The organism is Kocuria sp. CPCC 205261 (genome assembly GCF_040981025.1).
GTDB classification, from domain to species: Bacteria; Actinomycetota; Actinomycetes; order Actinomycetales; family Micrococcaceae; genus Kocuria; species Kocuria marina.
Map to the genome: position 1 here is coordinate 59,188 of NZ_JAVKPU010000005.1, position 12,453 is coordinate 71,640.

9 protein-coding genes and 3 tRNA genes are annotated in these 12,453 nt (G+C 67.7%); 1 reads left to right on the forward strand and 11 read right to left on the reverse strand.

The genetic code is table 11. The features are described from left to right. Positions 1–14: 14 nt before the first annotated feature. The 11 genes from RF646_RS06710 to RF646_RS06760 all read right to left on the reverse strand — a co-directional run bounded on the left by RF646_RS06710 (position 15) and on the right by RF646_RS06760 (position 12,135). Positions 15–87: transfer RNA gene (locus RF646_RS06710), tRNA-Glu, on the reverse strand. Positions 88–251: 164 nt separating this feature from the next. Next, a tRNA-Gln gene (locus RF646_RS06715) sits at positions 252–323 on the reverse strand. A gap of 143 nt (positions 324–466) precedes the next feature. Next, on the reverse strand, positions 467–1,987 hold the full coding sequence (gltX, locus tag RF646_RS06720) for a glutamate--tRNA ligase (RefSeq protein WP_368835548.1): 1,521 nt from the start codon (positions 1,985–1,987) through the stop codon (positions 467–469). 194 nt (positions 1,988–2,181) lie between these two features. After that, complete coding sequence (locus tag RF646_RS06725) at positions 2,182–2,955, reverse strand: fumarylacetoacetate hydrolase family protein (protein ID WP_368835549.1); 774 nt, start codon at positions 2,953–2,955, stop codon at positions 2,182–2,184. A gap of 117 nt (positions 2,956–3,072) precedes the next feature. Beyond that, positions 3,073–4,170: a branched-chain amino acid aminotransferase gene (locus tag RF646_RS06730; RefSeq protein ID WP_368835550.1), complete on the reverse strand. Its 1,098-nt coding sequence runs from the start codon at positions 4,168–4,170 to the stop codon at positions 3,073–3,075. A gap of 108 nt (positions 4,171–4,278) precedes the next feature. Next, positions 4,279–5,367 carry a 3-isopropylmalate dehydrogenase gene (locus RF646_RS06735; protein ID WP_368835551.1) on the reverse strand — a complete coding sequence of 363 codons (1,089 nt, stop codon included), beginning with the start codon at positions 5,365–5,367 and terminating at the stop codon, positions 4,279–4,281. A gap of 212 nt (positions 5,368–5,579) precedes the next feature. Beyond that, positions 5,580–7,133, reverse strand: coding sequence for a methionine--tRNA ligase (gene metG / locus RF646_RS06740; RefSeq protein WP_131332696.1), 1,554 nt, complete (start codon positions 7,131–7,133; stop codon positions 5,580–5,582). A gap of 144 nt (positions 7,134–7,277) precedes the next feature. Further along, entirely contained in the window at positions 7,278–8,303 is a 1,026-nt protein-coding gene (gene ilvC, locus RF646_RS06745; protein WP_085106315.1) for a ketol-acid reductoisomerase, read from the reverse strand. Positions 8,304–8,401: 98 nt separating this feature from the next. Next, positions 8,402–8,911: an acetolactate synthase small subunit gene (ilvN, locus tag RF646_RS06750; RefSeq protein ID WP_064845687.1), complete on the reverse strand. Its 510-nt coding sequence runs from the start codon at positions 8,909–8,911 to the stop codon at positions 8,402–8,404. A gap of 3 nt (positions 8,912–8,914) precedes the next feature. Then, the gene (locus RF646_RS06755) at positions 8,915–10,792 is read right to left on the reverse strand and encodes an acetolactate synthase large subunit (protein WP_368835552.1); all 1,878 of its coding nucleotides are present in this window, start codon (positions 10,790–10,792) and stop codon (positions 8,915–8,917) included. Between the two features lie 365 nt (positions 10,793–11,157). Beyond that, positions 11,158–12,135 carry an NAD(P)-dependent oxidoreductase gene (locus RF646_RS06760; RefSeq protein ID WP_368835553.1) on the reverse strand — a complete coding sequence of 326 codons (978 nt, stop codon included), beginning with the start codon at positions 12,133–12,135 and terminating at the stop codon, positions 11,158–11,160. Positions 12,136–12,300: 165 nt separating this feature from the next. On the opposite strand from RF646_RS06760, the gene RF646_RS06765 reads away from it, so the two are divergent. After that, a tRNA-Lys gene (locus RF646_RS06765) sits at positions 12,301–12,373 on the forward strand. The last annotated feature ends 80 nt before the right edge of the window (positions 12,374–12,453 follow it).

Sequence of the window (12,453 nt, forward strand, 5' to 3'; positions counted from 1 at the left end):
AGGCTCTTCCGTAGTGACCCCAGCGGGATTCGAACCCGCGTTACCGCCGTGAGAGGGCGGCGTACTAGGCCGCTATACGATGGGGCCGTGTACTTTCCGTGGACCGCGGTCGGAAACTCGTTCCTGTGCGGTCCCGCGTTGACGCACCAAACAGTAACATCTTCGCGGTCATGCTCCAATTCGGGAAAACCCACCGTGGAACAGCGATGCTCGGTTCGTTCGAACCGTGGTCCGTTCGATGCCAGAAAGCGCTGGGATACCAGGACTCGAACCTAGAATGACGGTACCAGAAACCGTTGTGTTGCCAATTACACCATATCCCAATGGTCTCGCTGCCCGCCCGGTCCGCACCGGATCGGCCGCGCAACGAGCAATAACTATACCCGGGGAACCCGCCGCTGCCAAACCGGTCCGCGGGGTGGGGGTCACCTCCCGGGTGACACCCACCCGTCGCGGACGGATCGGGTCAGGACGCGGCGACGTGCTCGCGCAGCGCGCGAATGCGCCTGAGCGACGATTCTTTCCCCAGGATTTCGAGGGATTCGAACAGGGGCGGGGAGATCCGCTGGCCGGACACTGCCGTGCGGACCGGGCCGAACGCCAGGCGCGGCTTGATCCCCAGGCCATCCACGATTGCCTCGCGCAGGGCGATCTCAATCTTCTCGGCCGAGAACTCCTCCAGCGACTCGAGAGCCGTGAGCGCGGCGTCGAGCACCTGGGGTGCGCTGTCCTTGAGCTGCTTGGCGGCGTCCGGGGCGATCTCGATCTGCTCGTCCGGCAGGAAGAGGAAGCCCAGCAGGCCGGGGGTCTCACCGAGCAGGTTCATGCGCTCCTGCACGAGCGGGGCGGCCCGATCCAGGACGTCGTTCTCCTTCTCGGTCAGGGTCTCCCCCACGAGGCCGGCGGAGCGCAGGTACGGGATCAGCCGGTCCCGGAAGTCCCGGGGGTCCAGCATGCGCACGTGCGTGCCGTTGATCGCCGTGGCCTTCTTGAGGTCGAATCGCGCAGGGTTGGCCAGGACGTCGTGGATGTCGAAGTTCGCCACGAGTTGGTCCACGGTGAAGATGTCCTCGTCCGCGGACAGCGACCACCCGAGCAGGGCCAGGTAGTTCAGCAAACCCTCGGGGATGAACCCGTTGTCGCGGTGGTGGAAGAGGTTGGACTCCGGGTCCCGCTTGGAGAGCTTCTTGTTGCCCTCCCCCATGACGTAGGGCAGGTGCCCGAACTCGGGGATGAACTCGGCGACCCCGATGCCCATGAGGGCGCGGTACAGCGCGATCTGCCGGGGCGTGGAGGACAGCAGGTCCTCGCCGCGCAGTACGTGGGTGATCCCCATGAGGGCGTCGTCCACGGGGTTCACGAGTGTGTAGAGCGGCTGGCCGTTCGCGCGGGCCACCACGAAGTCCGGGACCGAGCCCGCCTTGAAGGTGATCTCACCGCGCACGAGGTCCGTGAACGTAATGTCCTCGTCCGGCATGCGCAGGCGCAGCACGGGCTTGCGGCCCTCGGCCCGGAACGCATCCTTCTGCTCCTCTGTGAGGTCACGATCGAAGTTGTCGTACCCGCGCTTGGGGTCCTCACCCTTGGCACGGTGACGCTGCTCGACCTCCTCGGGCGTGGAGAAGTCCTCGTAGACGTAGCCGCCGGCCACGAGCCGGGTCAGGACGTCCTGGTAGATCTCGCCGCGCTGGGACTGCCGGTAGGGCTCGTGGGGTCCGCCCACGTTGACGCCCTCGTCCCACGTGATGCCCAGCCAGCCCAGGGCGTCCAGGATCTGCTGGAAGCTCTCCTCGGAATCGCGGGCGGCGTCCGTGTCCTCGATCCGGAACACCAGCGTGCCGCCCGTGTGGCGGGCCCACGCCCAGTTGAACAGGGCCGTGCGGATCAGACCCACGTGCGGGGTGCCCGTGGGGGACGGGCAGAAGCGCACGCGCACGGGTGCGTCGGCGGGAACGGTGGGGTGCAAAGTCGCTGCGTCGTCAGTCATGATGCGTTTATTCTACGGGTAGGAGTCATCCCCGCGGCGGGTACGGGGACTGCCCGCGCGGGCGTCGGCGAGCGCTGCCGCACCGCCCCGGCCGGCTCCGACGACGGTGCGCCGAGGGACGGCTCGGCAACGCGTGCGCCCCGGGTCGTCAGGCGACGGCGCACCCCGGGGGGGTCGGCTGGCGGCGCGCCAGGTCAGCGCCGCAGCACCGTGGTGAGCTCGCCGATCCCCTCGACCTGCACGGAGAGCTGATCGCCCTCGTCCACGATCCCGACCCCCGCGGGGGTCCCCGTGAGGATGACGTCACCGGGTAACAGCGTGAAGGCCTCGGACGCGTAGGAGACGAGCGTGGCCACGTCGAAGATCATGTCCCGCGTGTTGCCGTCCTGCTTGAGCTGCCCGTTCACGGTGGAGCGCACGGACAGGGCGGAGGTGTCCAGCTCGGTCTCGATCCACGGGCCGATCGGGCACGCGCCGTCGAATCCCTTGGCCCGGGCCCACTGGCCGTCGGTGCGCTGGGCGTCGCGGGCCGTGAGGTCGTTCGCGGCGGTGTAGCCGAACACGACCTCGGGAACGCGTTCCACGGGGACGTCCTTGCACATGCGCCCGATCACCACGGCGAGCTCGGCCTCGTACGAGACCTCCTCGGTCCAGCTGGGCAGGGTCACGGGATCGCCGGGACCGGACACCGCGGTGTTCGGTTTGAAGAACAGCATGGGAGCGGGCGGCAGCTCGTTGCCGAGCTCCTTCGCGTGCGCTGCGTAATTGCGCCCCACGCACACGATCTTGGAGCGCGGGATCACCGGGGCGAGCAACCGGGCCTCGGACACGGCCACGGTGCGTTCGAGCTCCTGGATCCCCACGTACAGAGGGTCGCCGGTGAGGTACCGCAGCGTCTCGGCGCCGGGTTGCCCGTGCACCGTGCCGAAGTGGATTTCGTTGTCGTGTGTGAACCGTGCGATGCGCATGCTCACAGGCTACACAGCCGCCCCCGGTGCAACCGAGGTCGGACCGGGGGGCGGCTGGTCGAACGGGTGGCACGGACCCGCCACGCGAAGCGTGCCGAGGGATTCACGCCACGTGGATCACGCCAAGCGGGTCAACCAACCGTGCGTGTCCTCCGCCTTACCGGTCTGGATGTCCAGCAACTGCTTGCGGATGGACATGGTCACCTTGCCGGGAGCCGCGTCCTCCGGGCCGATGGTCTCGTCGTGGCTCACGAGCCGCCGCACGGGTGCGATCACCGCGGCCGTGCCGCACGCGAAGACCTCCGTGAGGTGACCCGAGTTCACGCCCTCGCGCCACTCGTCCAGGGTGAAGGCGCGTTCCTCGACCTGCAGCCCGCGCTCCTTGGCCAGCTGGATCACGGAGTCGCGCGTGATCCCCTCGAGGATGGTCCCGGTCAGTTCGGGGGTCACGAGCCGGCCGTCGTCGAAGATGAAGAACACGTTCATGCCACCGAGTTCCTCGACCGCGTCCCCGCGCTCGTGGTCCAGGAAGAGCACCTGGCTGCACCCGTGCGCGTCCCCCTCCATCTGGGCGATCAACGACGCCGCGTAGTTGCCACCGCACTTCGCGGAGCCCGTGCCGCCCTTGCCCGCGCGGGCGTACGTGCGCGAGAGCCAGATGTCCACGGGTTCGACCGTGCCGAAGTAATTGCCCGCCGGGGACGCGATCACGGAGAACAGCGCCTCCCTGGACGGACGCACCCCCAGGAACGGCTCCGTACCGATCATGAACGGACGGATGTAGAGGGACTCGCCCTCCCCGGAAGGAACCCACTTCTCGTCCTGGGCCACGAGCTCGCGGATGGCATCTACAAACGTTTCCTCGGGCAGCGTGGGCAGGGCCAGCCGCTGCGCCGAGCGATTCAGCCGCGCGGCGTTGACCTCGGGGCGGAAACTCCACACGGATCCGTCCGCGTGCCGGTAGGCCTTGAGTCCCTCGAAGATCTCCTGGCCGTAGTGCAGCACGGCGGTGGACGGGTCCAGGCTCAGCGGGCCGTACGGCTGCAGCCGTGCGTTGTCCCAGCGGCCGGTGTTCGCTTCCACGTCCCCCTGCCAGTCGATGCACACCATGTGGTCCGTGAAGTGTTTGCCGAAACCGGGGTTCTGCAACACGGCTTCGCGCACCTCATCGGTTGCGGGGTGGGGGTTGAGCTGCTTGACGAATTCAGTGCTCACTGGTGTTCTCCTTTGACGGCGTGCTGCCGGGCATCCCTGCTGAGGCGGTGCGCTGGCACGTGATGATGTGCTCCCAGTATCCCGCCCGCGGTGGCCGGGACGCGGACCTTAGGCGCTGTGCGCACCCAACTGCGCCACGACGTCGTCGCCCACCTGCGACGTGCTGCGCTGCGCGGAACCGTTCGCCTCCAGGTCTGCGCGCACGGCGGCGTTGACCTGTTCCGCGAGATCGGGGTGGCCCAGGTGCTCGAGCATCATGGCGCCCGCGAGGATCGCGGCCGTGGGCTGGGCGGTGCCGGTACCGGCGATGTCCGGGGCGGAGCCGTGGACGGGCTCGAACATGGACGGCGCGGTGCGGTCCGCGTTGATATTGCCGCTGGGCGCCAGACCGATACCCCCGGTGACCGCGCCGGCCTGATCGGTGAGGATGTCCCCGAACAGGTTGTCGGTCACGATCACGTCGAAGCGCGCGGGGTCGGTGGTCATGAAGATCGTGGCGGCGTCGATGTGCATGTAGTTCACGGTGACGTCCGGGTACTGCTCCCCGATCTCGTCCACGGTTCGCTGGTAGAGCCGCCCGGCGTTGACCAGGACGTTGTGCTTGTGGACCAGGGTCAGCCGCTTGCGCGTGCGGCTGTTCGCGAGGTCGAACGCGTAGCGCACCAGGCGGCGGACACCGTGGGCGGTGTTCACGGACACCTCGGTCGCGATCTCGTGCTCGGTGCCCGTTCGCAGCGTGCCACCGTTACCCGCATAGAGCCCCTCGGTGCCCTCGCGCACGACCACGAAGTCGATCTCCCCCGGGTCCGACAGAGGGCTCGTGGCACCGGGGTACAGCACCGCGGGGCGCAAGTTGATGTAGTGGTCGAACCCGAAGCGCAGCTTGAGCAGCAGATCGCGTTCGAGGATCCCGGAGGGGATGCGCTTGTCGTTGGGGGCGGCACCCACGGCACCGAACAGGATCGCGTCGTGGGAACGCAACCGTTCCATGGTGTCCTCGTTGAGCACCTCACCGGTCTCGAGCCAGTGCTCGGCGCCGAGCGGGTAGCTCGTCTTCTCGAGGGTCACCCCCGCGGGGCGGGTCACGGCGTCGAGGACCTTGATGGCCTCGGCCACGACCTCCGGGCCGATACCGTCACCGGGCAGGACGGCGATCGAGTGGCTGCGGGCGGGTGCGGAAGGTGACGTCGGACTCATGGAGGTCAGCTTAGGTGCGCCCGCCGCGGCCTTCCACATGGTGAACCCGGGTTTCATATAGCGAGACGAACAGTGGGCGCGAGATCCGCTGACAGCCGACCGGCCCGACGACGCTCGGCCGGCCCGCAACGGTCGCTGCGGCGTCGTGCGGACAGGCAACGGCCGGGCCGACCGACGACGACCCGGCCACCGCACCTCGATACCGCAGTACCTCAGTCCTGGAGCGCCTCCGGGGCCTCGTAGCGCGGGAACACGCCGGAGGGCTTGGGCAGTTCGGTCCCCGCGGCGAGCCGCGTCCCCAGGGCCGAGAACTGCCGCGCCTCCCCCTCGGGCTGACCGAGCTGGTCCAGCAGCCTGGCCATGGAATCCGGCATGACCGGCTGTACGAGGATCGCGACGATGCGCAGCACCTCCGCCGTCACGTACAGCACGGTGGCCATCCGTTCCGGATCGGTCTTGCGCAGCACCCACGGCTGCTGCGCCGTGAAGTAGCGGTTGGCCGATGCGATGACCCGCCACACGGTCTCCAGACCGCGGTGGAACGCGAGCTCGTCGAACGCCGCGCGGTAGTCCCCCACCGCCGACTCCGCCTGTTCGAGCATTTCGAGGTCCTCGGCAGTGAAGTCCCGCGGTTCCGGCACCGCGCCCCCGAGGTTCTTGGCGATCATCGAAAGGCTGCGCTGGGCCAGGTTGCCGAGGTCGTTGGCAAGATCCGAGTTGATGCGTCCGGCGATCGCGTCGTGCGAGTAGTTGCCGTCCTGGCCGAACGGGACCTCTCGCAAGAGGAAGAAGCGCAACTGGTCCAGCCCGTACTCGCCGATCAGGGCGTGGGGATCGATCACGTTGCCCACGGACTTGGACATCTTCTCGCCCTGGTTGAACAGGAACCCGTGCGCGAAGACCTTCCGGGGCAGCTCGAGCCCCGCGGACATCAGGAACGCCGGCCAGTACACGGCATGGAAGCGCGCGATGTCCTTGCCGATCAGGTGCACGTCCGCGGGCCAGAACGCCCGGAACAGCTCGGCGTCCGTGTCCGGGTAGCCCAGACCCGTGAGGTAGTTGGTCAGGGCGTCCACCCACACGTACATCACGTGCTCGGGGTTGCCCGGCACGGGCACGCCCCAGTCGAACGTGGCGCGGGAGATGGACAGGTCCTGCAGTCCGCCGCTCACGAAGGACGCGATCTCGTGCGAGCGCGTCTCGGGCTGAACGAACCCGGTGCGGTAGAGCTCGAGCAAGCGGTCCTGGTACGCGGAGAGCCGGAAGAAGTAGCTCTCCTCCTCGGTCCACGTGAGCTCCGTGCCCGTACCGATCGAGTAGCGCTGACCGTCCGAGCGCACCTCGGTCTCGTCCTCGGCGTAGTAGGCCTCGTCCCGCACGGAGTACCACCCGGCGTACTTGCCCAGGTAGATGTCCCCGTTGGCCTCCATGCGCCGCCACAGCTCCTGCGACGCCGCGTAGTGGTCCTCGTCCGTGGTGCGGATGAAGCGGTCGTAACCGATCTGCAGTTTGTCGTCCATGGCCAGGAAGCGCGCGGAATTGGCGTCCGCGAGGTCACGAGGGCTCACGCCCAGCTTCTCGGCGGTCTGCTGCATCTTCTGGCCGTGCTCGTCCGTCCCCGTCTGGAAGCGGACGTCGAAGCCGTCCAGCCGCTTGAACCGGGCCAGGGTGTCCGCGGCGATCGCCTCGTAGGCGTGGCCGATGTGCGGCGCGCCGTTGGGGTAGGAAATGGCCGTGGTCACGTAGAAGGGAGTCTGCTCAGTCACCCCACCACTCTATCGACCCGCGCACCGTGCCCGTCGCCCTTGAAGTGGGTACGACGCCGCGGTGCCCCTCCCGTGGGAGGGGCACCGCGGCGTCGTCGTCAGTTATGTCACGCTCTATCGGCGCGGAGGCAACGGGAGGAGGGATCAGCGAGCGGCGGTGCCCTCGGTGTAGTCCTCGTCCGTCTGCTCCCACGCGAACAGCGAGCGCAGCTGGCGGCCCGTTGTCTCGATGGGGTGCTTCTCCTCCTTGGCGCGCAACTCCTTGAACTCGCTGCCGCCGGCGGCCTGGTCCTTCATGAAGCGGTCCGCGAAGACGCCCTCCTGGATGTCCTTGAGAACGTCCTGCATGCGCTCCTTGACGGAGGGGTCGATCACGCGCGGGCCGGAGACGTAGTCGCCGTACTCGGCGGTGTCGGAGATGGACCAGCGCTGCTTGGCGATGCCGCCCTCGACCATGAGGTCCACGATGAGCTTGAGCTCGTGCAGCACCTCGAAGTACGCGATCTCCGGCTGGTAGCCGGCCTCGGTCAGCGTCTCGAAGCCGTACTGGACCAGGTGGGACATGCCGCCGCACAGCACGGCCTGCTCACCGAACAGGTCCGACTCGGTCTCCTCGGTGAAGGTGGTCTTGATGACGCCGGCGCGCGTGCCACCGATGCCCTTGGCGTAGGACAGCGCGAGCTGCAGCGCCTGACCGGACGCGTCCACCTCGACGGCCACGAGGTCCGGGACACCGCGCCCGGCCTCGAACTCGCGGCGCACGGTGTGGCCCGGGCCCTTGGGGGCGACCATGGCCACGTCCACCCCCTCGGGGGCCGTGATGTAACCGAAACGGATGTTGAAGCCGTGCGCGAAGAAGATCGCGTCACCCTCGTCCAGGTTGTCCTTGATGGACTCCTCGAACACCTGCGCCTGGACCTGGTCCGGGGTCAGGATCATGATGACGTCCGCTTCCTTGGCGGCCTCGGCCACGGTCAGCACGCGCAGGCCCTGGGCCTCCGCCTTGGCGCGGGACTTGGAGTTCTCGGACAGGCCGATGCGGACGTCTACACCCGAGTCACGCAGGTTCAGCGCGTGCGCGTGGCCCTGCGACCCGTAGCCGATGATGGCCACGGAGCGGTTCTGGATGATCGACAGGTCGGCGTCGTCGTTGTAGTAGATCTTTGCCATGGGCTTGCTCTATCTCCTTCGAATAGCGGATGGGCATTGCACGTCGGGGCGCAACGGCACGGGCGTTGCGCGAGATGCGGTGTCCTGCGGCCGAGCGGTCAGTGACGCAGGGCGCGATCGGACATGGATTTGGGGCCGCGGCCCAGGGCCACGGTGCCGGCTCGCACGATCTCCCGGATCCCGAAGGGTTCCAGGACGTCCATGAGGGCGTGGATCTTGTCGCGCGATCCGGTGGACTCGATGACCACGGATTCCGTGGAGACGTCCACAATCGTGGCGCGGAACAGGTCCGCGGCCTGCGTGACCTGCAACCGGGTGGCCGCGTCCGCACGGACCTTGACCAGGATGTGGTCCCGCTGCACGGAGGACTCCGGCGACAGCTCCACGATCTTGATCACGTTGATCAGCTTGTTCAGCTGCTTGGTGACCTGCTCGAGCAGCTCACCCTCAGCGTCGACCACCACGGTGATCCGGGAGATCCCGTTCAGCTCCGTGGGGCCCACCGCGAGCGAGTGGATGTTGAACGCGCGCCGCGCGAACAACCCCGCCACGCGGGTCAGCACGCCCGGCTTGTCCTCCACCAGGACGGAAAGAGTGTGTCGGCTCATCGATCAGTCCTCCGTGTTCCACTCGGGCGTCATGTTGCGGGCGATCTGGATCTGGTCGTTGGAGACCCCGGCGGGGACCATGGGCCACACCATCGCGTTCGCGGAGACCACGAAGTCGATCACCACGGGGCGGTCGTTGATCTCGAGCGCCTTCTTGATGGTCTCGTCCACGTCCTCGTCCTTCTCACAGCGCAGGGCGGCACAGCCGTAGGCCTCCGCGAGCTTGACGAAGTCGGGGATGCGGCGGGAGTTGTGACCCGTGTTCAGCTCCGTGTTGGAGTAGCGACCGTCGTAGAACAGGGTCTGCCACTGGCGCACCATGCCCAGGGACGAGTTGTTGATCACCGCGACCTTGATGGGAATATTGTTGATCACGCACGTGGCGAGTTCCTGATTGGTCATCTGGAAGCACCCGTCACCGTCGATCGCCCACACCACGCGGTCCGGCTGGGACACCTGCGCACCCATGGCCGCGGGGACCGCGAAACCCATGGTGCCCAGGCCCGCGGAGTTCAGCCACTGCCGGGGCCGCTCGTAGTCCACGAACTGCGCGGACCACATCTGGTGCTGCCCCACACCGGAGACGTAGACCGCATCCGGCCCGGTCAGCTCTGAGATCCGCTCGATCACGTACTGGGGACTGCCCAGACCGTCATCGGTCTTGGTGTAGCCCAGCGGATAGGTCTCGCTCAGGGAGTTCAGGGTATCCCACCACAGACCCAGATCCGGCGTGCCGGTTTCCTCGAACTCCTGGCGCACGGCCTGGGTGAGGTCCGGTATCACGTACTTGAGATCCCCCACGATGGGCACGTCCGCCACGCGGTTCTTGGAGATCTCCGCGGGGTCGATGTCCGCGTGGATCACCTTGGCGTTCGGGGCGAACGAGCTCAGCTGACCGGTCACGCGGTCGTCGAAGCGCGCTCCCAGGGTGATCAGCAGGTCCGACTGCTGCAGCGCGTACACCGCCGGCACGGTCCCGTGCATCCCGGGCATGCCCAGGTTCTGGTCGTGCGAGTCGGGGAAAATCCCGCGCGCCGTGAGCGTGGTGACCACCGGCGCGCCGGTGAGTTCGGCGAGCTCGAGCAGTTCCGCGGGCACGTCCGCCCGCATGGCGCCGCCACCCGTGTAGAGCACCGGACGCTGTGCCGCCGCGATCATGCGGGCGGCCTCCTTGATCTGCTTGGAGTGCCCGCGCGTCACGGGACGGTAGCCCGGCAGTTCCATCTGCGGGGGCCAGCTGAAGGTCATCATCGCCTGCTGGGCGTCCTTGGCCACGTCCACCAGGACGGGTCCCGGACGCCCGGTCGAGGAGAGGTGGAAAGCCTCGGCGATGACCCGGGGGATCTCCTGGGCGTCCGTGACCAGGTAGGAGTGCTTGGTCACCGGCATGGTCATGCCCACGATGTCCGCCTCCTGGAAGGCGTCCGAACCGATCGCGGAGCTGGCCACCTGACCGGTGACCGCGAGCATGGGGATCGAGTCCATGTTGGCGTCCGCGAGCGCCGTCACGAGGTTCGTGGCACCGGGACCGGACGTGGCGATGCACACGCCCACGCGACCCGAGGCCAGGGCGTAGCCCTCCGCGGCGTGCCCCGCACCCTGCTCGTGGCGTACGAGGATATGGTTGATCTTCTCGGCGTCCAACAACGGGTCGTAGGTGGGCAGGATGGCACCACCCGGCAGACCGAAGACGTCCGTGACACCGAGCTGCTCGAGGGAGCGGATGATCGCCTGGGAACCGGTCATCTCCTCCGGGGCCACGACCTCCGCCGCGGTACCCGTCAGCCGTGCCTGGTCCGTCTCCGCGGGCCGGGGCGCCGAAGCCGCGGGCGGCCGCCGCTGGGCCATCACCGCCGGTGAGATCGGCTGATCCTTACTCATAGTGCTGTGTCCTTACCTGCTGTGTTGTGCGAGATGCCGAGCGGGTGGCGCGGGGCGAGCCGGTGACAGGTCGTCATACATGGAAAAAGGCCCTTGCCACGGGTTCCGTGGGCTGAGGGCCTGGCGGGTACGCGCGTCGAGTACTCCTCAGGCCCGGTGTCCGATGAGGACGACCGGTACGAGGTCTACCACGATGCGCAGTGCCGTTGTCATACAGACCATGGTGTGACCCACAGAACGCGGGTGTCAAACTACGGACACCCCTTCTCACAATGTGAAACATTGTGTCCCCCACCGTGCCCCCCCCCCGTCCGCGTGCGCGAGCCCGTCCGTGGTCGACCGTGCGGGACCGTGGTTGTCCGTGCTCACTCGTCCTGCAGGGCCAGTCGGCCCGGCTGCACGAGGAACTGCGGTGAGCGACCCTGCCGGATCAGTTCCAGCTGCTCCAGGATCAGCTTGCGCACCCGGGGCCGGAAGGAGACGTTGGAGCCACCCACGTGGGGCAGCACGATCGAGCCCGCCGCGCTCATCAGGGAGTGGTCACCGGGAAGCGGTTCGGGGTCCACCACGTCCAGCGCGCAGCGCAGACGGCCCGAGACGACCTCCGCGGTCAGGGCGTCCGTGTTCACCACGGGACCCCGGCCCACGTTGACCACGAGGGCGTCGTCCGGCAGCAGTGCCAGGGTCCGCTCGCCCACCAGGTCGCGGGTCGCATCACCGAGGGGTAGCGCAAGCACCAGGATGTCGGTGCGCGGCAGGATCTCGTCGAGTTCGTCGATGCCGTGGATACGGCCGGCCTCGTCCTCGCGGGCGTGGGAAGCCACTCGGGTGAGCTCCACCTCGAACGGTGCGAGTCGGGAGATGACCGCGCCTCCGATCTCCCCGACGCCCACCACGGTGACGCGGGAGTCAGCCACCGCGCGCGAGAAGTACCGCTTGTAGACACCCTCGTGCTGTTGCAGCACGGCCCGGTCCAGGTTGCGCTGCGCGGCAATGATCAGTCCCAGGGCGATCTCCGCGGTCCCGGCCGCGTGCACCCAGCCGCCGGCGGCCAGCGCCACGTCCTCACCGATCTTCTCGGGCACGCCGTCGAAGCCCGTGGACTGCAACTGCACCAGGCTCACGTCCCGCACGACGGAGGGGTCCTTGAGCCAGCGCCCGCTGTAGTAGGGGGTCACGGCGATGTCCACGTCCTCCCGGGCGCAGCCCTCCGGCTCGTTCTCCAGATCCCACAGCACGCACGTGAAACCGGTGGTTTCGGCGCTGATCTCGTCGAAGAGCTGCTGCTCGGGCAAGGAGATCACACGCAGGTCGGACAGCGGAACATCCTGGGAGTGGCTCATGCCCCCGATTCTACGGTCCGGTATACGCCGTAGGACCCGTACTACGGACGTGGCCATCGGCACCCCGCAGCCCGATTTGACTCCCCCCGCCGTGGTGCTAAAGTAATCTCTCGTTGCGAGGGAGAAAGCAACGGCGAACATCGCCCGCTGACCCGTCCAACGCCCGCGCCTCTAGCTCAATTGGCAGAGCAATTGACTCTTAATCAATGGGTTCAGGGTTCAAGTCCCTGGGGGCGCACGGAACGACCGAAAGGACCGGATCACATGTGATCCGGTCCTTTCGGTGTCTGAACTCAACGAGCGTGCGCGGTCGCCCCG

What these genes read in the sequence shown, in the direction of transcription:
- ilvN (WP_064845687.1), bottom strand. Translation starts at nt 8,911, where the DNA reads ATGAGCCGACACACTCTTTCCGTCCTGGTGGAGGACAAGCCGGGCGTG.
- ilvC (WP_085106315.1), bottom strand. Translation starts at nt 8,303, where the DNA reads ATGGCAAAGATCTACTACAACGACGACGCCGACCTGTCGATCATCCAG.
- RF646_RS06755 (WP_368835552.1), bottom strand. Translation starts at nt 10,792, where the DNA reads ATGAGTAAGGATCAGCCGATCTCACCGGCGGTGATGGCCCAGCGGCGG.
- RF646_RS06725 (WP_368835549.1), bottom strand. Translation starts at nt 2,955, where the DNA reads ATGCGCATCGCACGGTTCACACACGACAACGAAATCCACTTCGGCACG.
- gltX (WP_368835548.1), bottom strand. Translation starts at nt 1,987, where the DNA reads ATGACTGACGACGCAGCGACTTTGCACCCCACCGTTCCCGCCGACGCA.
- RF646_RS06760 (WP_368835553.1), bottom strand. Translation starts at nt 12,135, where the DNA reads ATGAGCCACTCCCAGGATGTTCCGCTGTCCGACCTGCGTGTGATCTCC.
- RF646_RS06735 (WP_368835551.1), bottom strand. Translation starts at nt 5,367, where the DNA reads ATGAGTCCGACGTCACCTTCCGCACCCGCCCGCAGCCACTCGATCGCC.